20 protein-coding genes are annotated in these 22,164 nt (G+C 70.2%); 7 read left to right on the forward strand and 13 right to left on the reverse strand.

Features of this window, described 5'->3' with window-relative positions; translation table 11 throughout:
- Positions 1–10: 10 nt before the first annotated feature.
- A complete protein-coding gene (locus ACFHWY_RS18055) occupies positions 11–1,126 on the forward strand; it encodes an acetylxylan esterase (RefSeq protein WP_416581370.1) in 1,116 nt (371 codons plus the stop codon).
- A 201-nt stretch (positions 1,127–1,327) separates the two neighbouring features.
- Positions 1,328–2,749 carry an endo-1,4-beta-xylanase gene (locus ACFHWY_RS18060; protein WP_416581371.1) on the forward strand — a complete coding sequence of 474 codons (1,422 nt, stop codon included), beginning with the start codon at positions 1,328–1,330 and terminating at the stop codon, positions 2,747–2,749.
- A 368-nt stretch (positions 2,750–3,117) separates the two neighbouring features.
- On the opposite strand, the gene ACFHWY_RS18065 is transcribed toward ACFHWY_RS18060, so the two are convergent.
- On the reverse strand, positions 3,118–4,722 hold the full coding sequence (locus ACFHWY_RS18065; protein ID WP_416581372.1) for an RICIN domain-containing protein: 1,605 nt from the start codon (positions 4,720–4,722) through the stop codon (positions 3,118–3,120).
- Between the two features lie 208 nt (positions 4,723–4,930).
- Positions 4,931–6,292 carry a PHB depolymerase family esterase gene (locus ACFHWY_RS18070; RefSeq protein WP_416581373.1) on the reverse strand — a complete coding sequence of 454 codons (1,362 nt, stop codon included), beginning with the start codon at positions 6,290–6,292 and terminating at the stop codon, positions 4,931–4,933.
- A 90-nt stretch (positions 6,293–6,382) separates the two neighbouring features.
- Between ACFHWY_RS18070 and ACFHWY_RS18075 the strand changes: the two genes are divergently transcribed.
- Positions 6,383–8,128 carry a glycosyltransferase 87 family protein gene (locus ACFHWY_RS18075; RefSeq protein ID WP_416581374.1) on the forward strand — a complete coding sequence of 582 codons (1,746 nt, stop codon included), beginning with the start codon at positions 6,383–6,385 and terminating at the stop codon, positions 8,126–8,128.
- Between the two features lie 3 nt (positions 8,129–8,131).
- On the opposite strand, the gene ACFHWY_RS18080 is transcribed toward ACFHWY_RS18075, so the two are convergent.
- Both ACFHWY_RS18080 and ACFHWY_RS18085 read right to left on the reverse strand, forming a co-directional pair.
- The gene (locus tag ACFHWY_RS18080; protein WP_416581375.1) at positions 8,132–8,302 is read right to left on the reverse strand and encodes a hypothetical protein; all 171 of its coding nucleotides are present in this window, start codon (positions 8,300–8,302) and stop codon (positions 8,132–8,134) included.
- A 107-nt stretch (positions 8,303–8,409) separates the two neighbouring features.
- On the reverse strand, positions 8,410–9,516 hold the full coding sequence (locus ACFHWY_RS18085; protein ID WP_416581376.1) for an L-dopachrome tautomerase-related protein: 1,107 nt from the start codon (positions 9,514–9,516) through the stop codon (positions 8,410–8,412).
- 213 nt (positions 9,517–9,729) lie between these two features.
- Here ACFHWY_RS18085 and ACFHWY_RS18090 point away from each other — a divergent pair, with 213 nt between their 5' ends.
- A complete protein-coding gene (locus tag ACFHWY_RS18090; protein ID WP_416581377.1) occupies positions 9,730–10,278 on the forward strand; it encodes an STAS domain-containing protein in 549 nt (182 codons plus the stop codon).
- A gap of 60 nt (positions 10,279–10,338) precedes the next feature.
- Here ACFHWY_RS18090 and ACFHWY_RS18095 read toward each other — a convergent pair whose 3' ends face one another.
- Together ACFHWY_RS18095 and pgi are read right to left on the reverse strand one after the other, a co-directional pair.
- The gene (locus tag ACFHWY_RS18095) at positions 10,339–10,638 is read right to left on the reverse strand and encodes a BON domain-containing protein (RefSeq protein ID WP_416581378.1); all 300 of its coding nucleotides are present in this window, start codon (positions 10,636–10,638) and stop codon (positions 10,339–10,341) included.
- Positions 10,639–10,861: 223 nt separating this feature from the next.
- Entirely contained in the window at positions 10,862–12,496 is a 1,635-nt protein-coding gene (gene pgi / locus ACFHWY_RS18100) for a glucose-6-phosphate isomerase (RefSeq protein ID WP_416581379.1), read from the reverse strand.
- Positions 12,497–12,628: 132 nt separating this feature from the next.
- Here pgi and ACFHWY_RS18105 point away from each other — a divergent pair, with 132 nt between their 5' ends.
- The gene (locus ACFHWY_RS18105; RefSeq protein WP_416581380.1) at positions 12,629–14,065 is read left to right on the forward strand and encodes a glucose-6-phosphate dehydrogenase; all 1,437 of its coding nucleotides are present in this window, start codon (positions 12,629–12,631) and stop codon (positions 14,063–14,065) included.
- A 99-nt stretch (positions 14,066–14,164) separates the two neighbouring features.
- Here ACFHWY_RS18105 and ACFHWY_RS18110 read toward each other — a convergent pair whose 3' ends face one another.
- Together ACFHWY_RS18110 and ACFHWY_RS18115 are read right to left on the reverse strand one after the other, a co-directional pair.
- On the reverse strand, positions 14,165–15,607 hold the full coding sequence (locus ACFHWY_RS18110; protein ID WP_416581381.1) for a cellulase family glycosylhydrolase: 1,443 nt from the start codon (positions 15,605–15,607) through the stop codon (positions 14,165–14,167).
- Positions 15,608–15,795: 188 nt separating this feature from the next.
- Positions 15,796–16,014 carry a hypothetical protein gene (locus ACFHWY_RS18115; protein WP_416581382.1) on the reverse strand — a complete coding sequence of 73 codons (219 nt, stop codon included), beginning with the start codon at positions 16,012–16,014 and terminating at the stop codon, positions 15,796–15,798.
- 263 nt (positions 16,015–16,277) lie between these two features.
- Between ACFHWY_RS18115 and ACFHWY_RS18120 the strand changes: the two genes are divergently transcribed.
- On the forward strand, positions 16,278–16,658 hold the full coding sequence (locus ACFHWY_RS18120) for an MmcQ/YjbR family DNA-binding protein (protein WP_416581383.1): 381 nt from the start codon (positions 16,278–16,280) through the stop codon (positions 16,656–16,658).
- A gap of 108 nt (positions 16,659–16,766) precedes the next feature.
- Here the strand turns inward: ACFHWY_RS18120 and ACFHWY_RS18125 are convergent, their stop codons facing one another.
- From ACFHWY_RS18125 to ACFHWY_RS18140, 4 genes are all read right to left on the reverse strand, one after another.
- On the reverse strand, positions 16,767–18,155 hold the full coding sequence (locus tag ACFHWY_RS18125; RefSeq protein WP_416581384.1) for an MBL fold metallo-hydrolase: 1,389 nt from the start codon (positions 18,153–18,155) through the stop codon (positions 16,767–16,769).
- A gap of 72 nt (positions 18,156–18,227) precedes the next feature.
- Positions 18,228–18,668 carry a carbonic anhydrase gene (locus ACFHWY_RS18130; RefSeq protein WP_416581385.1) on the reverse strand — a complete coding sequence of 147 codons (441 nt, stop codon included), beginning with the start codon at positions 18,666–18,668 and terminating at the stop codon, positions 18,228–18,230.
- Between the two features lie 2 nt (positions 18,669–18,670).
- Positions 18,671–20,434, reverse strand: a complete 1,764-nt coding sequence (locus tag ACFHWY_RS18135; RefSeq protein ID WP_416581386.1) for a SulP family inorganic anion transporter — start codon at positions 20,432–20,434, stop codon at positions 18,671–18,673.
- Positions 20,431–21,021, reverse strand: a complete 591-nt coding sequence (locus ACFHWY_RS18140; protein WP_416581387.1) for a rhodanese-like domain-containing protein — start codon at positions 21,019–21,021, stop codon at positions 20,431–20,433. Before ACFHWY_RS18140 ends, ACFHWY_RS18135 begins: the two co-directional genes overlap by 4 nt.
- Positions 21,022–21,285: 264 nt before the next feature.
- On the opposite strand from ACFHWY_RS18140, the gene ACFHWY_RS18145 reads away from it, so the two are divergent.
- Positions 21,286–21,552 (forward strand): metal-sensitive transcriptional regulator, encoded by a 267-nt coding sequence (locus ACFHWY_RS18145; protein WP_416581388.1) that lies wholly within the window; start codon positions 21,286–21,288, stop codon positions 21,550–21,552.
- Between the two features lie 102 nt (positions 21,553–21,654).
- Here the strand turns inward: ACFHWY_RS18145 and ACFHWY_RS18150 are convergent, their stop codons facing one another.
- The gene (locus ACFHWY_RS18150; protein ID WP_416581389.1) at positions 21,655–22,032 is read right to left on the reverse strand and encodes an MmcQ/YjbR family DNA-binding protein; all 378 of its coding nucleotides are present in this window, start codon (positions 22,030–22,032) and stop codon (positions 21,655–21,657) included.
- Positions 22,033–22,164 lie beyond the last annotated feature (132 nt).

Here is a 22,164-nt window from a genome sequence, read left to right on the forward strand (position 1 = left end):
GCGAGGTGTCATGCCCCTGTTCGACCTGCCCCTCGACCAACTGCGGCGGTACGCGCCCACCGTCGTGGAGCCCGCCGGGTTCGACGAGTTCTGGCAGTCCACCCTGCAAGCGGCGGCGGCGCCACCGGTCCTGGTGGACGTCCGTCCGGAACCCACCGACCTGCGGCTTGTCGACAGCTGGGACGTGACCTTCGCCGGCTTCGCCGGCGACCCGGTCCGGGCCTGGTACACCCGACCATACGGTGTGGACGAACGGCTGCCGGTCGTGGTCGAGTACGTCGGCTACGGCCGTGGTCGGGGTCTGCCGCACGAACGCCTGACCTGGCCGGTCGCCGGCTACTCCCACTTGCTGATGGACGCCCGGGGGCAGTCGGGCCTGTACGGCGCGGGGGCCACGCCCGACCCACACGGCGGGGCGCCGGGCGGGCCGTCCCCGGTGACCCGGGGGATCATGACACCGGAGGGCTACTACTACCGCCGTCTCATCACCGACGCGGTGCGCGCGATCCAGGCCGCCCGGGCGCTGCCCGGCGTCGACCCGCAGCGGGTGGTCGCCGCGGGCAACAGTCAGGGCGGCGGGTTGGCCCTCGCGGTCGCCGGGCTCGTGCCCGACCTCGCCGCGGTGATCGCCACCGCACCGTTCCTCTGTCACGTCCAACGGGCAATCGAGATCACCGACGTCGGGGTGTACGGCGAGATCGTCAACTACCTCGCGGTCAATCGCGACGCGGAGCCGGCCGTGCGACGCACCCTTTCCTACTTCGACGGGGTCAACTTCGCCCGACGGGCCAACGCCGCGGCACACTTCGGGATCGGGCTGCGCGACATGGTGTGCCCACCGAGCACCGGGTTCGCGGCGTACAACCAGTACGGTGCTGCCGCCACCGGCCAGCCCTTGTCCGACCGGACGATGCACGTCTATCCGTTCAACGGCCACGAGCATGGGGACTCGACCCAGGTGCGGCGGCAGCTACGCTGGTTGGCCGACGTCCTCGGCACGACGGCTGTAGGCGCTGACCGGCCGGTGCCGCCGAAACTTCCGGACTCCCGGCCTGACCCGACTAGCCACCTTCGCCGTGGCGGACGGGCAACAGACACAGCGGACGACGGCCCGGACCGAGCTTAAAGTGTTCCGGAGCGCGTTGAGCTTTCGGACGTGTTTCGTTACTGTTTTCGATACAACAGTCTCGATCTACTCATGGTGGCCGGCGTAAGCGCACCGGCCGGCGCGGCTTTCGGGCGACCGCGTCGACGACGGAGAGCCACCATGCTGGGCAGTGGTCGGGGCCGGCTTCCATCACCACGGCTTCGTCGAAAGGCTCACGCCATGAACAACCCGTTCGCCCGCGCCAGCGGGCGCCCGCCGACCCGACTGCGACCGCGCACGGCGCTGGTCTCGGCCGTGGCCGGTCTCGCTCTCGTCGCCACTAGTGTGGTGGTGGCCTCCAGCGCCAGCGCGGCGACCACGCTGGGTGCATCCGCTGCGGAGAAGGGCCGGTATTTCGGGGCCGCCATCGCCGCAAACAAGCTCTCGGACTCCACCTACATCGGCATCGTCAACCGCGAATTCAACTCGGTAACCGCCGAGAACGAGATGAAGATCGACGCGACCGAGCCGCAGCAGAACAACTTCACGTTCGCCAACGCGGACCGGATCGTCAACCACGCCATCTCCCGTGGCATGTCCGTGCGCGGTCACACTCTGGCCTGGCACTCGCAGCAGCCGGGCTGGATGCGGAGCATGTCCGGCACCGCCTTGCGCAACGCGATGCTCAACCACGTGACCCGGGTGGCGACGTACTACCGAGGCAAGATCCACTCGTGGGATGTGGTAAACGAGGCGTTCGCCGACGGCAGCAGTGGTGCCCGGCGTGACTCGAACCTGCAGCGCACTGGCAACGACTGGATCGAGGCGGCGTTCCGTGCCGCGCGGGCTGCCGACCCGGGCGCGAAGCTCTGCTACAACGACTACAACACCGACAACTGGACCCACGCCAAGACGCAGGCCGTCTATCGGATGGTGCAGGACTTCAAACAGCGTGGCGTGCCGATCGACTGCGTCGGCCTCCAGTCGCACTTCAACAGCGGCTCGCCGTACCCGAGCAACTACCGCACCACCCTGTCCAGTTTCGCCGCGCTCGGGGTGGACGTGCAGATCACCGAGCTGGACATCGAGGGTTCCGGCTCGACGCAGGCCAACACCTACCGCAACGTGGTCAACGACTGCCTCGCGGTCGCGCGTTGCAACGGCATCACCGTGTGGGGTGTGCGGGACTGCGACTCGTGGCGGTCCGGTGGGACCCCGCTGCTCTTCGAGTGCAACGGCAACAAGAAGGCCGCGTACAACGCGACGCTGGAAGCGCTGAACGCCGGTGGCACGACTCCGCCGCCGACCACTCTGCCGCCGACCACTCCGCCGCCGACCACTCCGCCGCCGCCGACTCCGCCGCCCAGTGGGGCCGGCTGCACCGCATCGGTGTCGCTGAACCAGTGGAACGGCGGCTTCGTCGCCACGATACGGGTCACCGCCGGCTCCGCCAGGCTGAGTGGCTGGTCGGTCAACCTCTCGCTGCCGGGCGGCGCCACGGTGACCAACACGTGGAACGCCCAGGCCAGTGGCAGCAGCGGAAACGTGACCTTCCGCAATGTCAGCTACAACGGCACGGTCAACGCCGGGTCCAGCACCGAGTTCGGCTTCCAGGGCACCGGCACCGGCCCGTCCGGCACCCCCACCTGCACCGGCAGCTGAAGTGAAAGGAGGGCCCCTTCTTAACGCCTGGCGTGTAGGAAGGGGCCCTATCAACCGACCGACCCCAATCGAGGTTTGCTGACGGCGGGCCGGATACGCGCTCGACTGTCGGTTCGTCTTCGTCGTCGACGAAAGTCAGAAAACGCAGCTGCCGCTGGTGCGGCATGGACGACTGCGGGACCACCGAGCGGATCCGGCGCTACGTGGCCGCACGACGTACTCGTGCGATGCGCTGACGGGTGGCCTCGGGAGGCGAGCCGGAATCGGTCGTGCGACTCGGTGCAGGTCGACGGCGAAGTCCGGCTCGCTCCCAGGGTGTGGTGCGGCTAACCCGATGGCGACGCGCGGGTGAGTGACCCTCGACCCGCTCAGCAGCGGCGAATGGTCGAGTTGGTCAGGGTGATGTTGCTGATGGTCAGATTGGTGGCGCAGGGGCTCTCCAGGATCCGGCTGTTGGTCAGGGTGAAGTTGCGCAGGGTGATGTCCCGGTTGCCGGGGAACTCCGTGCGCGCGGCCAGTCGTACCTCGCCGCCACCGCTGATCGTGCCGCCGCCCGCCGCGATGTCCACGCCGTAGCAGTTCTCGATCAGGATCGCGTTGTTCCCGGTGTTGGCGAGGTCGACGCGGTTGATCGCAACGCCGCCGGATTCCGAGACGCAGAAGACGCCCCGGCCGCCGCCACGCGCCCGGACGGTACCCACCCGGATGTTGGTCGGGTAGCTGGAGCCGATCCGTCCGGCGCGGTTGGCGGTCCGGAACGCCGCGTAGCCGGTGCCGGTGCCGGCGTTCTCGGCGTCGACCGTACTCACCGTGGCGTTGATGGTCTCGTTGAGCTGCAGGCCCGATCCGCCGACGTTGCGGGCGGTCACGGTGCCGACGGTCAGCCCGTCCACGCCGTAGGTCTCCACGCCGTGGGTGCTGGCACCGGAGACGGAGACGTTGTCGATGCGGACGTTGCGGGTCCACTGGCTGGTGTCGCCGCGGTTGTCGATGCGTACGCCCAGTCCGGCCGAGAGCCGCAGGTCGATTTGCCCGAGGATCACGTTGGTGACGTTGCGCATGAAGATGCCGTAGAGCGGGGCGCCGGTGACGGTCAGGTTCTGTACCTCGACCTGCGTGGTGCCGCGCGAATAGATAGGTGCCTGGTCACCGGAGCCGGAGCCGGTCACGTTGATGGTGCCGCAGACGTCGATCGCCGTGTAGCTCGGCAGCGAGATGCGGGAGCCGGCGCTGATCGAGCCGGAGCCGCGGACAACGACCCGCTGTTTGCTGGTGCGGCCGGCGCCGAGGCTGTTCACCGCAGCCTGCACGGCCGCCCGCATGTCGGTGCCGGTGTAGACCGTGCTGCCGCCGTTGCGGGAGGTCCACGTGCCGCCGCTGAGCACCGCCTCGGCCTGGAACGCGCCGCTGCCGCAGCCGCTGCCGCCGCCACCGAGGACGGCGAGCTGCCACTGTTGGTTGGCGCCGCCGACGTCCTGGTACTGGGAGATCATGGCGCCGTCCGCGGTGGACCAGCCCCACACGTCCAGGGCCTTGTTGGAGTGCCGGTTGATGAACCGGACGTGGCCGCCGTCGGCGTCGGCGAGCCGGAAGTGCTGCCGGGTGTTGCCGCCGGCAGCGGCGTTCTGTACGAGTTGGACACCGTTGGTGGCGTTCGGCAGTTCGAGGACCTTGCCGCTGTGTACGGAGCGGATCTGGTAGTAGCCGCTGCCGACATCGACGAAGCGCCACTGCTGGACCGCGGCGTTGTTGCGGGTGAACTGGTTCACCGGGGCGTTGTCGGCGGTGGACCAGTTCCACACGTCCATCGCCTTGCCGCTGTGCCGATTGACGAACACGTAGGTGGCGTTGGGGTCGACGGTGGCGGCTGCTGCGGGTGGCGGCGCCACCGTCAGGCCGGCGCCGAGCAGCAACAGGGTGGCGGCGGCGAGCAGCCAGCGGCGGGGTTGCCGGCTCGTTGTGCGCAGTTGCATCCGAGGTTCCTCCGGGTGCGGTTGGGTGGTGGAGCGCCTGCCGGAGTGGCGAGTCGTGACGGACGGGGCAAGCGCTTTCCTGGTCCGGTCAAATATATAGAGACCCTTCGATAAAACCAACAGGTGTGCGCCGGTGCCGGCGCCCGTGCGACGGAAGGCCGCGCGAGCACCGGCACCGGGGCGCCGTACGGGTCGGCGTCAGCTGGGGTCAGGCGACCGTGCAGGGGCTGCCGTTGAGGGTGAACGAGGCCGGGCGGCCGGTGTTGCCGGTGTGGGTGGCCTGGAAGCCGATGCTGACCGACCCGTTGGGCGCGATGGTGCCGTTGTAGGAGACATTACGGGCGGTCACCGCCCCGGAGGTCGGGGAGTACGTGGCGTTCCAGCCGTTGGTGATCGTCTGCCCGGCGGGCAGCGTGAAGGCCAGGCTCCAGCCGTTGACGGCCGTGCCACCGGTGTTGGTGATGGTCACCGAAGCGGTCAGCCCGGTGTTCCAGGCGTTGACCGCGTATCCGACCCGGCAGCCGCCGCCCGGCGGCGGCGTCGTCGGCGGGGGAGTGGTGGGGGTGGGGGTGGGGGTCGGGGTGGGGGTCGGCGTGGGGGTGGGGGTCGGGGTCGGGGTGGGGGTGGGGGTCGGGGTGGGGGTGGGAGTGGCGTTGTCCAGGCCGAAGAACCGAATCGCCTGGCGGGCGTCGACCGGCAGGTTGTGCGACACCCCCTGCATGCTGATCGCCTCGACCGGCGCGGTGCCGCCCGAACCGCCGTAGCGGGTGCGGGTGAGGCCGGACTGCGGGGTGTCGGTGAAGGTAGGTGACTGGCTCAGTCCATGCAGATTCGTCCACTGTTTGATCTGCTCACCGAAGTTCGGATAGCGCAAAATCTCGTCGTTGGTGCCGTGCCAGATCTGCATCCGTGGCCGCGCACCGGAGTACCCGGGGTACGCGTTGCGGACCAGGTCACCCCACTGCTGTGGGGTCCGGATGAGCTGCCCGTTGGCGCACTCGCTGTTCCATTCCGAGCCTCCGGTGGTGGCGAAGCAGCCGAACGGTACACCGGCGAAAGCGGCTCCGGCGCGGAAGACGTCCGGATAGAGCCCGAGCAGGACGTTGGTCATCATCGCTCCCGACGAGGTGCCGGCGACGGCGATCTTGGCTGGGTCGATGGCGTAGCGCCCCCGGACGTGGTCCACCATCGACATGATGCCCACCGGGTCACTGCCGCCACCACGGCGCAGCGCCTGCTGCGAGGACACGTCGAAGCACTGGCTGCTGCGGGTCACCGACGGGTAGATCACGATGTAGCCGTACTGGTCGGCCAGGGTCGCGAACTGGGTGCCGGAGTGCATCGCCGGGCCGGTGCCGGTGCAGTAGTGCACTGCCACGAGCAGGCCCGGTCGAGGTGCGACCCGGTCCGGGACGTACAGGTACATGCGTAGGTTGCTCGGATTGGTGCCGAAGTTGGTCACCTCGGTCAGCGTCGCCGCCGACGCCGGTGCCGGGACCGACAGCGCGGCCAGCGCCGCCAGGGCGAGGGCCGCCAGGGCGGCACACCACAGTCTGATCGTCGTTCTCATTGAACAAAGTCCTCCGGACGGAGAGTGGACAGGGCGACGTTCCGATCGAGGGCTGCCCGATGCCCCAACTCGTCCGGCTCAGGAACATAGATGATTGTCGTGGCATTCCGCAGCGCGGAACAGGGCGCGGCGACGGCACAGCGGCGAGCGGCGCCGAGGCTGCGGCGAGCGGTCCCGAACTTCTACTATCTGTCCATGGGGGATCGTCGGGTCGGACTGCTGTGGGCGGGTTTCTCGCTGGCCGCGCTGGTCTCCATCGCACTGGTGCTCCGGCGCTCCGACCGCCTGTCCGACCTGCACATCTACCACGGGGCGTTGGCCGACCTGCGGGCCGGTCGCCCGCTGTACGAGTACGTGGCGGACAATGGGGGACCGTTCACCTATCCGCCGTTCGCGGCCCTGGTCCTGTGGCCCATCACCGCCCTGCCGCTCGGCGTGGTCGAGGCGCTCTGGCTGGCGGCAACCTGTGCGGCGGTGGTCGCCATCGCCGTACCGGTCGGTCGCGTGTTGGCGACCGGTCACACCGTGGCGCATCCCCGGAGCCTGGATCACGACGTCGCGCGCGTCCGAATGTCGACACCCGTGCTGGTCGCGGCGGTCGCCACGGTCCTGATGCTCTCCGCGCCGGTGCAGAGCAACCTGCGATTCGGCCAGGTGAGCATCTTCATCGTGCTGATGGCGCTGCTCGACGGCACGGCCGCGCCCTCGCGGGTGCGTGGGGTGCTGGTCGGGGTGGCCGCCGCGATCAAGCTGACTCCGTTGCTGTTCGTGCTCTACTTCCTGGTCTGTGGGCGGTACCGTGACGCGGCTCGCGCGAGCGCCACCTTCGTCGCCTGCGGCGCGCTCGCACTGGTGTTCCTGCCGGCGGAGAGCCTGACCTACTGGGCGGGCACGGTCGCGCAGACCTCCCGCATCGGCAACCTGGCGTCGTTGGGCAACCAGTCCGTACACGGGATGTTGCTGCGGCTCGGCATGGACCAGAGGTCCCTGCCGCTGGTCTGGGCCGCTCTGGTCGCCGGCATCTGCGCGCTGGCGTTGCTGCGGGCCCGGCGGCTGGCCGGGCAGGGCCACCCCGGACACGCCGCGGTGTTGGTCGGCTGCGCCACCGTCGCCGCGTCCCCAGTCTCCTGGACACACCACCAGGTGTGGACGGTGCTGGCGGCGATGCTGCTGGTCGGTTCCGTCGGGGTGACCCGGCGGCTGGCCGGGGTCGTCCTGCTGGCCAGCATGGTGCTGTCGCTGGGCGCGGTCCTGGGTCCCGTCTCGACCCGGTCCGGCGTGCAGTTCCTCTTCGAGAACGCCCGTACGCTCGGCGTGGGCGTGCTCTGCGTGGCGGGCTTCGGCGCGGTCGCGGTCGTGGCCGGCCGACCGGGGCGTCCGACCACCAGCGGCCGGGCGCGGCTGCGCGCGGCCGTCGCGTCCGTCGGCGTGTTGGCGTTCTTCGCCGTGCAGCCGCTGCCCGCCGGCGCGGATCCCACCTTCAAGGCGTACCGCCTGGCGGACGTGGCCAACCCGCGCTACTTCTTCGTGTGCCGGGGGCAGGTGGAGTGCGTCCGCTACGGCACCGAAGCGCCGGTCACCTTCGACACCCGGAGCGAGAAGACCAAGGTACGGGTCAACGGCGTGGTCGCCGATCACGTGGCCCGGCTCGACTACCACTCCGCACCCGGCGGCCCGCCTCGCACCATCCCACTGCTGGCCGCCTATCCGGGCGTCCGGACGTTCTCGTTCCGTTCGGCCACCATGGTCCACGGCCGGCTCGTCGCCTACGCCGCGGACGGGCGTGAGCTGGCCGAGTACGCCGATGAGTTGGCCGCCGCCCGGTCGACGTCCTGACCCCTACTGGTCGCCGTCGACCACGTCGGTCTCACCGTCGTGGGAGTACGTCGCCGGGAGGTGTTCGTCGGGCTGGGGCGCCTGCGCCAGGTTGTGGTGCGGGTCGCCGTCGGGGGAGAACAACACCGGATCGGTCTTCGCGCTCTTCTCGCGCTCTTCCTCCGGCTCGGTCACGACCCGCTCCTCACCTCGTCGGCATTTCCGCCCCGACGCTACGGGGGCAACCGGCAGGGCACCCCGATCGGGCGGTACGACCACCCGATCGAGGTGCGCGCCGGCGGTCATGGCCGCAGCAGAACCGGCCCGGCGTCGATCCGGGTGCGGAACAGGGCGTACGGCTTGCGTCGCAGGTCCCGCCCGCGGTTGAACGGAGGCTGGCGGTGCACCTGGTTGGCGATGACGTAGAGGTGCCGGTTCGTGGCAACGCTCAGGGTGTCCGGCCAGAGCAGGCGGGCGTCGTGCACGACCGTCTCGTACTCGCCGTCGGGCCGGCGGCGCAGCACCGCGTTGTGCTCGTAGTTGGTCAGGTACAGCCGGCCGGCGTCGTCGGATTCCAGGCCGTCGGCGCCGCCGCCCTTGTCGCCCTCGTCGACCACGGTGGCGGCGACCTCGTCCTCGCTGTGCGCGGCATCGGCCAGCACGTCGGTGGCGACGCTGTACCAGCGGCGGGTGGCGAGGGCGCAGTAGTACAGCCGGGTGCCGTCGGCGGAGATCGCGATGCCGTCAACGCCGACGCCCAACGGCTGGGGCGGTCCGTCCGGCGGGCGGACCATGAATGGCCGCCCCTCGACCACCGGGCGGAAATTCGCCAGCGACTCGGCCTTGGTGGACCGGTGGTCGTTGAGCCGGCGCCATGACATACCGCTGGCCAGGTCGACCACGATGATCGCGTTCGGGGCGCCGTCGGCGGAGTCGGTGATGTAGGCCAGCCCCGCCTCCCCGCGTCGCAGGTCGAAGCGCACGTCGTTCAGGTACGACGTGGACAGCACCACGTCGGGCGGGAAGGTGATCACCTGGGCGACGGTGTCGGTCCTCAGGTCGACCCGGACCAGCTTGGGCCCGCCGGGCGAGGTCGGCTGAAACATCGGGCTACCAGTGTCGAGCACCCAGAGCCGGTCGATGGGGTCGACCACGACGCTCTGCGCCGACACGAACGCCGACGCGTCGTCATCACCGGACGGGGTGTTCCACTCCAGGTCGGGGAAGGGGACCTCACGTCCGCGGCGCAACTCCACCACGGTCGCCGGGACCTCGTCGCCCCAGCGCGGAAAGTTCACGAAGATCCGCCCGCGGTGCGAGACGGTCACGCCGGTCGGCATCGGGCCCCGGAAGCGGTGTACCACTTCCAAGGTGCCGACTGGTTCGTCGGTGGGCAATCCAGCTCGCATCCTGCGACCTCCCGTCGCGTGCAGTGACTGGTTGATCTCTCTGCGCCTATCATCTCAAAGCGGACGAGGGGCGTCGCCCTCCCGTCACCCATCCGACCCGCCAGCAGCAGGAAGCCGATTCGTCACTCAACCGTCACGTGTCCGCGCGATCCCCGCCACCTGGCGCCGGCAAGGTGGGGGACCGGCCCGTCCGACCTGGGAAAGGAGCACGCCATGGCCGTCGTCCTGGATGACCACCTGGTCACCTTGACCTGCGACAACTGCGGTGACACCGTCGCCGAGCCCCGAGTGCCCTCCGACGGTGAGGTGGTGTGGCCACTGGTGTCCGAGTACGGCTGGAGTGGCTCTCCCCTGGCCGACGGCGCACACCGTTGCGCGCACTGCACCCGCCTCGGCCCGGCCTCCGGCGGGGGGCCCGGTGGCATCCTCGGCATCGAGCACCTCGGTGACGTGACCGTGGTGACCGTCGCGGGTGACGTCGACCTCGACACCGGTGACACCCTGCGGATGGCGCTGCGGCACGCGGCCGACATGGGCGGGCATGTCCTGGTCGACCTGGCCCGCACGGACCTTGTCGACTCCACCGCCCTCGGGCTGCTCGTCCGCGCGGACCGGGCCGCCGCCGAACGTGGCGCGTCGCTCTGCGTCGTGGCGACCTCGCCGTTGATCCGTCAGGTCCTGCAGGTCACCCGCCTCGACGAGGTGTTCCCGGTTGTACGCAGCCGGGCTGAGGCGCTCGCAGGGCTCCAAGCCCACCGCTGATTACGCGGCTGTCCGGCCCGTTCGCAGCGCCGGTGCCGGGCGCTGCGAACTGGCCGGAGTTCAGCGCCGGCCGCGTCGGTGACCGACGAGCCGCAGGGCGTTGCACACGTCCAGTACGCCCTCGATGTCCCAGGCCAACTCGGCGGCGGCCCGGCGGGTCTCGGTGCTGGCGACCAGACCGGTGAGGATCACGACCCGGTTCTGCACCATCACCGTGATCTGCTGCCGGCGGGTCGTCCAGTCGGCGCTGAGCCGCTGGGCGACCAGCGCGGCGAGACGGACATCCTCGTCGTGCTCCTGCGGCTGGTCCCAGAGCGCGCGGAAGGAGTGGTCGTCGGGCATCGGCCAAGGCCACGGCATCACCACAGCGGTCTCCTTCGTCGTCGACGTCGGCGACCCGACGCGCCGTCCCGATCGACCACTACCTTGCGCAACGACCTTGGAGCCACCCGCACGGTTGCGTGACATTTGCATGACAGATCGCCGGCCTGCCCACCCGCTCTCGTGCGGTCGGGCATTTACGGCACCTGACGCCAGGCGTCAAGCGGGACGAAATGGCGACCAGAACCCCCTGATCAACTCGTTAGTCGCGCTGTCGCTGGGTGCGGTAACGGGCGATCAGTGCGGCGGTGGAGGAGTCGAGGTCGTCGAGCTTCGGACGGTCGCCGGTGAGGAGCGGGGCGAGCTGGTTCGCCATCACCTTGCCCAGCTCGACACCCCACTGATCGAACGGGTTGACGTCCCAGATCGCGCCCTCGGTGAGGACGATGTGTTCGTAGAGGGCGATCAACGCTCCGAGGGTGGCCGGGGTGAGCCGGTCGGCCACGATCGATGTGGTCGGGTGGTTGCCGGCCATCACCCGGTGCGCCACCAGTTCCGCCGGAGTGCCCTCTGCCGCGACCTGTTCGGCGGTGCGGCCGAAGGCCAGAGCGGCGGTCTGGGCGAAGAAGTTCGACATGAACAGGTCGTGCATGTCGCCGATGTCGTGGTTGGGCTCGCTGAAGCCGATGAAGTCCGCGGGCACCAGCCGGGTGCCCTGGTGCAGCAGCTGGTAGAAGGCGTGCTGTCCGTTGGTGCCGGGCTCGCCCCAGAAGATCTCCCCGGTGTCGTACGACACCGACTGGCCGTCGGTGCGTACCGACTTGCCGTTGCTCTCCATGGTCAACTGCTGTAGGTAGGCCGGGAAACGGTGCAGGTACTGCGAGTACGGCAACACCGCGTGGGTCTGGGCGCCCAGGAAGTTGACGTACCAGATGTTGAGCAGGCCGAGCAGTACGGGGGCGTTGTGGGCCGGTGGCGCGGTCCGGAAGTGCTCGTCCACGGCGTGGTAGCCGCCGAGCAACTCGTCGAAGCGGACCGGCCCGATGGCCAGCATCACCGACAGGCCGACCGCGGAGGGCAGCGAGTACCGGCCACCGACCCAGTCCCAGAAGCCGAACATGTTCGCCGGGTCGATGCCGAAGTCCCGCACCCGCTGGGCGTTGGTGCTGACCGCGACGAAGTGGCGCGCCACCGCGTCGTCGTCGGCGCCGAGCCCGGCCAGCAGCCAACGTCGGGCCTGCTCGGCATTGGCCAGGGTCTCCTGGGTGGTGAAGGTCTTCGACACCACCACGAAGAGGGTGGTGGCCGGCTCCAGGTCGACGGTGGTGTCGTGGATGTCGGTGGGGTCGATGTTCGACACGAAGCGGCAGCTGACGCCCGCGTCGCGGTACGCCTTGAGCGCCTCGTACGCCATCACCGGCCCCAGGTCGGAGCCGCCGATGCCGATGTTGACCACGGTGCGGATCCGCTCGCCGGTGTGTCCGCGCCACCGCCCCGACCGGACCTTGTCGGCGAACTCGGCCATCCGTTCGCGCACCGCGTGCACGTCGGCCACCACGTCCTGGCCGTCGACGGTGAGTGCGGCGTCGCGGGGCAGTCGCAGCGCGGTGTGCAGCACGGCCCGATCCTCTGTGCCGTTGATGTGGCTGCCGGCGAACATCGCGGCGATCCGGTCACCGAGCCCGATCCGCTCGGCGAGCGCGGTCAACAGCCGTAGCGTCTCGTCGGTGACCAGGTTCTTGCTGTAGTCGACGTAGAGGCCGGCCGCCCCGACGGTCAGCCGTTCGCCGCGGTCCGGGTCGGCGGCGAACAGGTCACGCAGATGCGTGCCGCGGATCTCGTCGGCGTGCTTGCGCAGGGCCTGCCACTCCTCGGTGGTGGTGACGTCCGCAGCCATCGGGTAGATCGTCTCCTCGCAGGGTCGGCTCCCCACCAGCGTCGTCCGGCCAGCGGGTGAGACCAGCCTGCCATACGTGGATCGTCCGGGGTCCGGTGTCTGCCCGTCGCCGGGACAGGGCATGGTGGTGGCATGACGAAGCCGGCCCCGAACGCCCCCACCACCGCTCCCGGAGATCCCGTCACCACGGTCGTACGGCAGACGCTGCTGGTGCTCGGCGCCAGCGGTGACCTGACCGGGCGGCTGCTGCTGCCCGGGTTGGGCCGGCTGCTGGCCAGTGGGGCGGTCCCCGGGCTGCGGCTGATCGGCAGCAGCACGGAGGCCTGGGACGACGAGCGGTGGCGTGGCCGGGTCGCCGACGCCTTCGCCACGGTCGGCGCGGACGGTGACGTCGAGTCCGAGGTGATTCGACAGACGCGGTACGTGCCTGCCGACGTGACGAGTGAGGAGGACCTGCGGCTGCTGCTGGGGGACTGCTCCGGGCCGCTGGTGATCTTCTTTGCGCTGCCGCCGATGGTGACCGCCCGGTCGGCCGCCGCACTGGCCCGCATCGGCGTGCCGCCCGGTACCCGGCTGATGCTGGAGAAGCCGTTCGGCGTCGACCGGATCTCGGCCCGCTCACTCAACGAGCTGCTGGGCATCCTCGTACCGGAGAACCAGGTACACCGGATCGACCACTTTCTCGGCAAGTCGACGGTGCTGAACCTGCTCGGTCTTCGCTTCGCCAACCGGATCTTCGAGCCGGTGCTCAACTCGGCGCACGTGGCCTGCGTGGACATCGTCTTCGACGAGACCCTCGGCCTGGAGAGCCGGGCCGGCTACTACGACGGCGCCGGTGCGCTGGTGGACATGGTGCAGTCCCACCTGCTCCAGGTACTCGCCCTGCTCGCGATGGAGCCTCCGCCCACGCTGGGTGCCGAGGAGGTGCGTAGCCGAAAGTCGCAGGTGCTGCGGGCTACCCGGCTGTGGCGGGACGACCCGGTGGCGGCCAGCCGACGGGCCCGTTACGCGGCAGGTGAGGTGGAAGGACGCCGGCTGCCCGACTATGCCGCCGAGCCCGGTGTCGATCCGGCCCGAGGCACCGAGACGCTCGCCGAGATCGTGTTGGCCGTGGACAACTGGCGCTGGGCTGGGGTGCCGTTCCGGCTGCGGTCCGGCAAGGCCCTGGCCGCCGTGCGCAAGGAGGCGGTGATCACCTTCAAACAGCCGGCCCGGGTGCCCGACGGGTTGACCGGCTACGAGCAACCCGACCGGCTACGAATCGGTTTCGGTCCCGACCGGTTGGGCCTCGACCTGAACATCAACGGCCCCGGCAACCCCTTCGACCTGGACCAGGTCCAGCTGACGGCGGACTTCGGCCCCGGCGAGTTGCCGGCGTACGGTGAGGTGCTGCGCGGCGCGTTCGAGGGTGATCCGACCCTGTCGGTGCGCGGTGACGTGGCCGAGGAGTGCTGGCGCATCGTCGAGCCGGTGCTGGCCGCCTGGCAGGCTGGCGCGGTGCCGCTGCGGGAGTATCCGGCGGGCTCGTCCGGACCGGCCGACTCGCTGATCGAGCCGGTGAGCGGGTGAGTGACTGCCCGGCGGGCCGGTGCGCCAGCGGCGCACGTTGCGCGCACCGCGGCCCCGGCGGTGTTCCGCCGGGGCCGCAGGGGTGGTGGTGCGCTCAGTTCAGCTGGTGGGGAAGTTGTCCGGCGTACGGATGCGCTCCCGCATGAAGGCGCCGGACGCGGTGAGCACCGAGGTACCGGTGTAGTTGCTGCCGTTGCAGGTGCCGGGCCGCAATGCGGCGCTGCCCTCGGCCTTGTCGGAGAACGTCCAGTTCGCGTACCCGATCTTCAGCCGGTCCAGCAGGTTGAGCCACTGGGTGCTGCTGGCCAGGTCGGCCGCGCCGTCGCCGGTGTAGTCCACTGTGCCGAACTCGGTGACGAACAGTGGCAGCCGGGCGGCGGCCCGCTCCACCTCGGCGCGGTAGTTGTCCTTGTGGGACGCGGCGTAGAAGTGGAACGCGTACATGACGTTGCTGGCGTTGACCGGGTTGTTGGCGATCTCGGAGTGGTTGGACCCCTCGGAGACACCTAGCGACGACCACGCCCGGGTACCCACGATGATCACCGCGTCCGGGTCGTTGGCCCGGATCACCGGGATGACCTGCTCGGCGTAGTTCTTGATGGTCGACCAGCTGACGCCGTTGGGCTCGTTGGTGATCTCATAGATCACGTTGTTCTTCGAGGCGTGCCGCGCCGACACCGCGGCGAAGAAGGTCTTGGCCCGTTCCAGGTTGAACATCGGGTCACCGGGAGTGAGCGTGTGGAAGTCGATCATCGCGTACATGCCCCGCCTGGTAGCCTCCTCGACCAGGTTGTTCACCCGGTTGGTGAACCCGGCCGGGTCGGTCTCGTAGCCCTGTTCCTGCACGTACATGGCGATACGGAACAGGTCGGAGCGCCAGTCGGTGGCGAGCGCGTCGAGCGAGGCGTTGTTGTAGCAGTTGCCGAACCACTGGATGCCGTGGGTGCTCATGCCGCGCAGCTGGATCGGCCGGCCGTGCTGGTTGCAGAGGTTGACCCCGCAGACCCGCAGCTGCCCGTTGATGGCCACCGGCGTCTGGCCGCCCGGCGGCGGTGTGGTGGGCGGCGGTGTGGTGGGCGGCGGTGTGGTGGGCGGCGGTGGTGTGGTCGGCGTGGTCGAGCCCGTGCAGACCGTGCCGTTGAGGGTGAACGACGTTGGCGACGGGTTGGCGCTGGTGAAGCTGCCGTTGAAGCCGATGTTGGTGCTGGCGCCGGTGGCCAACGAGCCGTTCCAGCTCTGGCTCCGCGCCGTGACGGCGTTGCCGCTCTGGCTCCACGTCGCCGACCAGCCCTGGGTGAGCCGTTGGCCACTGTGCGGGAAGGCGAATCCCAGGGTCCAGTTGCTGACCGCGTCGCCGAGGTTGGTCACGATGACGCTCGCGGTGAATCCGCCGGACCAGCTGTTCGTGGAGTAGGCCACGGAGCAGCCGGCAGCGGCCACCGCGTTGGTGGTGGGCAGGGCCGTCAGCGCGCCGAGGGTAAGTGCGCCGACGGCGCCGGCCGCGACCAGCAGGCGCCGCAGGTGGCGCGGTGGATGCTTCATGGTGGACCGTCGCAATCTGCTCGTGGTGGTATTGCACCCCCGGCGGCATGGACGGAGCCGCCGGGAGCGCTCCCACGGCAGCTTACGGCGTGTCGAAACATCAACGCAATATTTAGGTGCGTCGAAGTGTTACGGTCGGATGCGGCTTCGGGACGCCGCCCCGGGGCCGCATCGCTGACGGATCGGTCTCACCCTTCGCCGGCCACGCGCCGCCGGTCGGACTCGGCGACACCGACCGGAGTCGGGTCGGTGTCCCGCTGGGCTCCGGTCAGGTCGGCGTCGGTGCGGGCCGTGTCGGCCGCCGCGTCGTCCGCGCCGACCAGGTCGCCGGTGCCGTCGTCGCCGTGGTCGGCGGTCAGCTCGCCTGTCGTGGTCAGCGCGATCGGCAGGTACCTGGGATCAGTCATCGCGTACTCCTCCTCGCTACTGCCTGTCAGATATCCCCCTGCCCGACGAGGGCACGCCGAAACCCGCGCCCCCCGTTGTGGTGGTTCGGCCGGGCAGGTGGTGGCGATAGGCTCTGCGCTGCTCACTACCCTGAGGCTGGTCATCTGCCAGCGAACACCGCGACTGTCGGGTCCGGCCGCCGCGTCACCCTGATCAGCGGGCGCTGTCGGACCTGATGACTAACCTGTCGGCATGCCGCAGTCGTTGACCCGGGGGAGTTTCGGTGGCTGATGCAGAGGACGTCCGGCGCCTGGCCCTGGCGTTGCCGCACGCCGTGGAGATCGACAGTGACGGCTTCGACCTCCGGGTCGCCGACAAGGGGTTCGTCTGGTCCTACCCGGAGCGTCAACCCGGCAGGCCGCGGGTCATCCGCACCGACATCGCGGTGCTCTACGTCGGCGACGAGGCCGAGAAGCAGGCACTACTCCTCGGCGAGCCTGACCTCTTCTTCACCACGCCCGGCTACGAGGGGCTGCCCCTGGTCATGCTGCGGTTGGCAGAGGTATCCGTCGACCGGCTCGACGAACTGGTCACCGACGCCTGGCGGATGCGGGCGCCGGCCGCGCTCCTCGGCGACCTGTACGCCGGGGCACCCGTCCCCTGACGTCGCGAGCCGGCATGGCCCGTGCGGCGCCGACCGCCGGGCCCCGCCGGGTGTGCCGGCCGGGCGGGTGGGCTGTCGTCTGCCTGGCCACACCCGCCGGGCCGGTGCTCAGGCTGCCGGGGTGGGCTGACGAAGCGTCTGCCAGGCGCCGTAGCCGCCGAGCAGGTCCGAGACGTCCTTCCGGCCGGCCTGGCGCAGCAGGCTGGCGGCGACGGCGGAGCGGTAGCCCCCGGCGCAGTGCACGACGATGGGCCGACCGTCGGGCACTGCGTGAAGCCGCCGGGGCAGCTCCGCCAGCGGGATGTGCAGTGAGCCGTCGATGGCACCCTGGTCGCGTTCGCCGGCCTTGCGGACGTCGAGTACGCACGGCGGTTCGCTACCGGCCAGCGCCTCACTCAGTTCGGTGGCGGTGACCCGACTGGCCCGGGTCAGGTCGTCGACCATCCCAAGGAAGGCTTGCTCGGGTTCCCGCAGGAAACCGGCGACGTGGTCGAATCCGATCCGGGCGAGCCGGATGACAATCTCCTCCTCGCGATCCGGGTCGGCCACCACGAGGATGGTCTGGTCGGGCGCGACGACGCTGCCGGCGGTCTCGGCGAACCGACCGCCGGCGGGAATGTTGATCGCGCCGTGGACGTGCCCGGTGGCGTACGCCTGCGGATCGCGGGTGTCGACTACGACGGCACCTGCCGCTCGCGCGGCGAGGAACTCGACGGGCCCGAGCGGGCGTGCTTGCCGGGCGTGGTCGAACAGGTCACGGGCCTTGCGGTTGAGTACCGCGTCGAAGGCGAAGTAGCCGGGTGCCGCCGGCTGACCGCCGGTGACCAGCGTGACGAACCGCTCCTCGCTCATCGGGGCGCAGGCGTAGTTGGTGCGGCGCTGCTCACCGATGGTGGACTGGCGCTGTGTCGAGAGGTTCTTCCCGCAGGCCGAACCCGCGCCGTGGGCCGGGAAGACCCGCACTTCGTCGGGTAGGCCCATGAGCTTGTGGTGCACGCTCTCGAAGAGCATGACGCCCAGTTCGTCGGCGGTCACGCCGAGTGAGGCGAGCAGGTCGGGTCGGCCGACGTCGCCGATGAACAGCGCGTCGCCGGTCAGCACTCCGTACGGGACGGGATCGTCGGCGTGCTCGTGGACCAGCACGCTGATCGACTCGGGGGTGTGGCCCGGCGTCTCCATGATCTGCAGGGTCACGTCACCGAGGCTGATCCGTTCCCCGTCGGTCAGCTTGCGGATCGGGTACTCGGTCTCGGCGCGTTGGCCGTAGCCGATCCAGGCGCCGGTCGCGGCGGCGACCTCGAGGTGGCCGGCGAGGAAGTCGGCGTGGAAGTGGGTGTTGATCACACCTTCGATCCTCAACCCGCGAGCACGGGTGTCCGCGAGGTACTCCTCGATGTCGCGGCGCGGATCCACCAGGACGGCCCGTCCGGTGGTGTCGTCGGCGATCAGGTACGACGCCTGGGAAAGGCAGTCGAGATAGTACTGGGTGAACTGCATTGCCAGCTCCTTCTCTCAGTGGTCGCGGCCAATGGACTTCTGTCAGAGATGGACCTCGGGGTCTGCCTGCGACTAGGGCGCGGCGGACGCCGGTGTGACCGCCGCGACGAGTGCGGTGGAGATCTCCGCGACGAGTTCGGGGGCCCAGCACCGATCGCCGCACCGGTCGGCGTGTACGGCGAGCAGCCGGGTGCCGGGCAGCCGAGTGGTCAACCGGGCCAGCCCCTCGCGCAGCTGGCGGTGGTGTTCGGCCACCGACACCGGATTCCCGGCACAGTCCGAGTGGGCCGCGACGACCAGCGTCCCGCTGCCGTGGGCCAGCTGGGAGATCCGCACCTTCTCCAGGAGGGCGTCCAGCCACGATCCTCCGATGGTGGTCAACACGGCCTCCGGTCCGGGCTCGGTGATCGTGTCCAGGTAGTCGACGGCGAGATGGCCTCGTACCCAACTGTCGAGCGGGCGCTGGATCCGCCCGTCGATGCAGGTAAACATGGTGGCGAATCGGTCGGGCACGGCTACAGCACCTCCTGCGGCACGGATGCGGGTACGACCTGCGGGCGGTCCGGCGGTCCCGGTGGCCCACCGACGGCCGCGAGCGCGGCGGTGACATCCCGGTGGACGTGGCCGGCCGCGTGCACCAGCTGCCACACGCCCGCCCGCCCGAGCAGGTCCCGCACCGGTCCCCGGACGGTCGCCAGGTGCAACGCCACGCCGTGCCCGGCGAGGCGTTCGCGCAGTTCGGCGACCGCGTGGGCGCCGTCGACGTCGGTGTCGCTGATCGCGCTCGCATCGAGCACGATCGCGTCCAGCGCCTCCCGCTGCTCGGCCAGGGCGAGCAGCCGATCCTCCAGGTGTTGGGCGTTGGCGAAGTACAGCGGCCCGTCCACCCGGACGATCGCGATCCGTGGGTCGGTGTGCAGGCCGGTGTGGCGGTCCAGGTTGCGGTACGTGTCCGTGTCCGGCACGCGCCCGAGTTCGGCCAGGTGTGGCCGGGCGGATCGCCACAGGAAGACCGAGAGGCTGAACGCCACGCCGGCCGCCAGTCCTGGCTCGACCCCGAGCATCAGGGTGACCAGGAAGGTGAGTGCGAGCGTCAGACCGTCGGACCGGCGGGTCCGCCACGCGGTGACCGCGGCCCTCCGGTCGATCAGACCGAGCACCGCCACCACCACGATGGCGGCGAGCACGGCCTTGGGCAGGTGGTGGAAGGCGGGCGTCAGGAACAGTGCGGTGAGGGCCACCATCAGCGCGGTGAACACGGTGGCCAGCGGTGTGCGTGCGCCGGCGGAGAAGTTCACCGCGCTGCGGGAGAAGCCGCCGGCCACCGGGAACGCCTGGAAGATCCCGGCCGCGACGTTGGCCGAACCTACCGCCGTCAGCTCCTGATTGGGGCTGATCTGCTGGCGGGTCCGTGCCGCGAGTGCCTTGGCCACGGCAATGCCCTCCATGTAGGCCACCAGCGCGATCGCCACGGCGGCGGGCAGCAACGCCCGCACGTCCTGGCCGGCCAGGGTGGGCAGGACGGGTGCCGGCAATCCGCCGGGGACCTCGGTGAGGATCTCCACACCACGGGCGCCTAGGGAGAACGCCGCGCTGAGCACGGTGACGCCGGCCACCACGAGTAGGGCGCCGGGCAGCTTCGGCACGTGGCGGCGCAGCAGCACCAGGCCGGCGATGCTGACCAGCGAGACGAGGATCGTCACGCCGTGCGCGGTGGTGGCCGAGCGCCAGAGCGATCCGGCGATCTCCGGGAAGGTCTCCGCCCGTCCGGCGTCGAGCCCGAGCAGGTCCTTGACCTGGCTGGCCGCGATGACGATCGCGGCGGCGGAGGTGAAGCCCGACAGCACCGAGTGGGACATGAAGTTGACCAGTACGCCGAGGCGTAGCACGCCCATCGACACCTGGATCACCCCGACCATGCCGGCGAGCAGGCCGGCGAGTGCCGCGTAGCGGGTGGGGTCGCCGTCGGCGAGTGGGGCCAGCGCGGTGCCGGTCATCAGCGCGGTGATGGCCACCGGTCCGACCGCGAGGGAGCCGGAGGTGCCGAGCAGCGCGTAGGCCAGCAGCGGCACGATCGAGGCGTAGAGGCCGGTCACCGGTGGCATGCCGGCCAGTGCCGCGTAGGCCATGCTCTGGGGGACCAGCATGACCGCCACCGTCAGGCCGGCGATCAGGTCGTGGCGCAGGGTGGCCCGTTCGTAGTGACGTAGCCACCCGAGCATCGGCACCACCCGGGCCGGGCCGGAGCGGTCGGGCCGGGGGTAGCCGGCACCGTTCACGCCTCCCGCCTCTCGTTGCGCAGCCGCGTGAGGGAGCGGTCGACGTCGCAGCCGGCCCCCCTGTTGTACGGCAGCCGGGACAGCAGTGCACCCATGGCGCAGGTGTCGCTCAGGGCGGCGAAGGTCAGGCCGGCGCCGACGGCGCCGGCCACGAACCGTGCCGCCGGCACCCAGATGCTGGCGACGACGGAGAGCAGGACGATGCCACCGGCGACCAGGCGGACCTGGCGCTCCAGGTTCCACCGCTCGCGACCATGCTCGACCGGACCGCCTGCGGTGATCCAGGCGTTCATGCCGCCGGTGATGACGGTGGCGCCGTCGAGGCCCGCGTTCGCGAGTTTGGTGCAGGCCTGGGTGGCCCGGTTGCCGGACTGGCACATCAGCAGGATCTGCCCGCCGGCGTCGTTGACGATCCGTCCCAGGTGTGCGTCGACCTGCTCCAGCGGCAGGTTGATGGAGGCGGGGACGTGGGCGGTCTCGAACTCGCCGGGAGTACGCACGTCGACGATCAGCACGTCCGGGTTGGCGGCGAGCAGGGCCCGGGCGGTGGGCACGTCAATGGTCGGCGAGCTGTTGTTGGCGTTCACGGAACACTCCATCCGTCGCAGCGTCGGTCCAGTTCGATGATCTTCGGTATACCCCCTGGGGTATGTGGTGCCGAGTATGTACGAACGAGCGGGCAACCGCAAACGGCGCCGCGAGCGACGGAGGTGTGGGGCGGTACGGTGATCCGGCCAGCCGGAAGAGGAGTCGGAACGGCGGGGTGTGAGGGGTGCCCGTCCCGGGTCGGAGTCAAGGCTTGGGCATACCCCCCGGTGTACTGTTGGCCGGGACGTGGAGAGGGGTGGGAGATGCAGGTCGACGATGATGCGGTCGGCGAGGTGGTCAAGCGACTCCGCCGGGCCGAGGGTCAGATTCGGGGCGTCATCGGCATGCTCGAAGAGGGGCGTGACTGCGCCGAGGTGGTGACCCAACTCGCGGCGGTGTCGCGTGCGTTGGACCGGGCCGGATTCAAGATCATCGCCAGCGGTCTGCAGCAGTGCGTCAGCGGCTCGCCCGGGGAGGACCAGGAGGTCAACCTGGAGAAGATGGAAAAGCTCTTCCTGTCGTTGGCCTGAGGCGGCCCGGCCGGCGAGCCTTCGGGCTGCGGTGCCCCACGCACGGTGCCGTGGCGCTCGCCTGAACCCTGTCCGGTGCCCGCTGCTACAGTCCGCAGCGGGTCACTGCCGGGGGGCGGCCGAATCCAACTGGGCCAGCAGGGTCGCCGGGGCCACCGACCGGTACCCGTCCTCGATCACCTCGGCGAGTTCGGCCTCGTCGATGCCGGTGTCGAGGCGTACGCCGACCCAGCCTCGATGCCCCACGTAGGGGGGACGGAAGTACGTCTGCGGGCTGGCCGCGATCAGCTCCACGGCCGAGCCGGGCGGCGCGGCGCACCACAGGTGGGGAAACTCGTTCTGGTGGTGGCCGTCGGGCCAGACCTGCGCGAAGGACTTCTTCCCGCGGATGAACCAGGCGGGAGTGCCGTGGCTCGGGCGCTCGCTCACCTCGGGCAGGTCCAGGCACACTCTGCGGATCGTCGCCACGATGTCCGTCATCGTCTCACCGTACGTCACGCGGATGGTCGTCGCCGTCACCCGGGTGCGCCGGGCCGACCACCGGCCGGCCCGGCTGCGGCCACCCCGGCCGGGACGAAGTCATGACCGTTGGCAGTCAGCTACCGTCCCCGC

Source organism: Micromonospora sp. LOL_024 (assembly GCF_048060415.1).
GTDB lineage: Bacteria > Actinomycetota > Actinomycetes > Mycobacteriales > Micromonosporaceae > Micromonospora.

What these genes read in the sequence shown, in the direction of transcription:
- ACFHWY_RS18055 (WP_416581370.1), top strand. Translation starts at nt 11, where the DNA reads ATGCCCCTGTTCGACCTGCCCCTCGACCAACTGCGGCGGTACGCGCCC.
- ACFHWY_RS18060 (WP_416581371.1), top strand. Translation starts at nt 1,328, where the DNA reads ATGAACAACCCGTTCGCCCGCGCCAGCGGGCGCCCGCCGACCCGACTG.
- ACFHWY_RS18065 (WP_416581372.1), bottom strand. Translation starts at nt 4,722, where the DNA reads ATGCAACTGCGCACAACGAGCCGGCAACCCCGCCGCTGGCTGCTCGCC.
- ACFHWY_RS18070 (WP_416581373.1), bottom strand. Translation starts at nt 6,292, where the DNA reads ATGAGAACGACGATCAGACTGTGGTGTGCCGCCCTGGCGGCCCTCGCC.
- ACFHWY_RS18075 (WP_416581374.1), top strand. Translation starts at nt 6,383, where the DNA reads ATGATTGTCGTGGCATTCCGCAGCGCGGAACAGGGCGCGGCGACGGCA.
- ACFHWY_RS18085 (WP_416581376.1), bottom strand. Translation starts at nt 9,516, where the DNA reads ATGCGAGCTGGATTGCCCACCGACGAACCAGTCGGCACCTTGGAAGTG.
- ACFHWY_RS18090 (WP_416581377.1), top strand. Translation starts at nt 9,730, where the DNA reads ATGGCCGTCGTCCTGGATGACCACCTGGTCACCTTGACCTGCGACAAC.
- ACFHWY_RS18095 (WP_416581378.1), bottom strand. Translation starts at nt 10,638, where the DNA reads ATGCCGTGGCCTTGGCCGATGCCCGACGACCACTCCTTCCGCGCGCTC.
- pgi (WP_416581379.1), bottom strand. Translation starts at nt 12,496, where the DNA reads ATGGCTGCGGACGTCACCACCACCGAGGAGTGGCAGGCCCTGCGCAAG.
- ACFHWY_RS18105 (WP_416581380.1), top strand. Translation starts at nt 12,629, where the DNA reads ATGACGAAGCCGGCCCCGAACGCCCCCACCACCGCTCCCGGAGATCCC.
- ACFHWY_RS18110 (WP_416581381.1), bottom strand. Translation starts at nt 15,607, where the DNA reads ATGAAGCATCCACCGCGCCACCTGCGGCGCCTGCTGGTCGCGGCCGGC.
- ACFHWY_RS18115 (WP_416581382.1), bottom strand. Translation starts at nt 16,014, where the DNA reads ATGACTGATCCCAGGTACCTGCCGATCGCGCTGACCACGACAGGCGAG.
- ACFHWY_RS18125 (WP_416581384.1), bottom strand. Translation starts at nt 18,155, where the DNA reads ATGCAGTTCACCCAGTACTATCTCGACTGCCTTTCCCAGGCGTCGTAC.
- ACFHWY_RS18145 (WP_416581388.1), top strand. Translation starts at nt 21,286, where the DNA reads ATGCAGGTCGACGATGATGCGGTCGGCGAGGTGGTCAAGCGACTCCGC.
- ACFHWY_RS18150 (WP_416581389.1), bottom strand. Translation starts at nt 22,032, where the DNA reads ATGACGGACATCGTGGCGACGATCCGCAGAGTGTGCCTGGACCTGCCC.